The organism is Pantoea stewartii subsp. stewartii, assembly GCF_008801695.1.
Classification (GTDB): domain Bacteria; phylum Pseudomonadota; class Gammaproteobacteria; order Enterobacterales; family Enterobacteriaceae; genus Pantoea; species Pantoea stewartii.
Genome location: NZ_VZPF01000205.1, coordinates 1 through 989, shown reverse-complemented (window position 1 = coordinate 989; position 989 = coordinate 1). Strand labels below are relative to the sequence as shown.

The following is a 989-nucleotide window of genomic DNA, read 5'->3' as shown; positions in this document are numbered from 1 at the left end:
GCGGTATGGGTCTGCTGGCTGACGCGACGGGGATAGCCAGCGGGGCAACCGAGGACAGCAATCCACAGGCGTCGTCGGTGCTGGGCTGGGTGTCCATGGCCACCGGAATCGCGGGCATGGCGGCCGGGCTGCCAATTGCATCTAAAGGAGCCAAGACAATCATGCAGGTAACGGAAGGAACCAGACAGAGACTGGGGAATATACTAGAAACGGGGCTGTCAGGGCGCGGAGCTCCCGTGGCGGCAAAGCTATGGGCTACAGCGAATATGGATGAGTTATCGGCAATAGCATTCCAAGGCCATATATCAGAAAATAAAATATTTTTCCTTCACAAGTCACCTGGCCAAAATAACAAATATGTTTTAATAAACAGTGTCAATAACAATGAAAAATTAGTCCCGGATGGTAAATACCTCTTTGTTAACAGAACAGATGAACCAGAGAGAATAAGGATTGCCTTGGATTCTGAGGTTAAAGGGCATACCTCCATTGCGCAATATCTAAATTCCTCGGGGAAATATGTGCCGCACAATGTATACATTGCTGGCGAACTACATTTTCATAAAGGCGTCATGTCAAAATGGAATGTCCGTAGTGGGCATTACCTCCCGGATGAAGAGTTTTTTAGCAGAGGCCCTGTAAACTGGTTAAATAATATAATGCCGCCCCATCTTTTTGATTATTAGATGTAGTGAAACGAAATTAGCGCAGATTTCGGCTCACAAAAAATGCAAATTGGCTCGCATTTGTAGCCATTGTATATGGCCGTGAAGGAGAACGGTGAGTAACGGCGTACTTCAAGGTAGCTGTAAAACTTACTTACGCTGCTTGTTTCTCATTCCGACAGTGTTGGTCACGTAAAAATAGGGGCAGTGACCGGGTAGCTGCGATAACTGCCAACTTTCAGGCAACTACCTCGATCGGCAACCTTGTTTCCATATCAAGTTCAAATATCCCGTAAGGGTTTACATGGGCGTAAATCAGCGGTG

The 989-nt window shown here is 46.8% G+C and carries 1 pseudogene; it reads left to right on the top strand.

Features of this window, described 5'->3' with window-relative positions:
- Nucleotides 1-686: pseudogene (locus F7Q90_RS25730) on the top strand (RHS repeat-associated core domain-containing protein); the annotation flags it as partial.
- Nucleotides 687-989 lie beyond the last annotated feature (303 nt).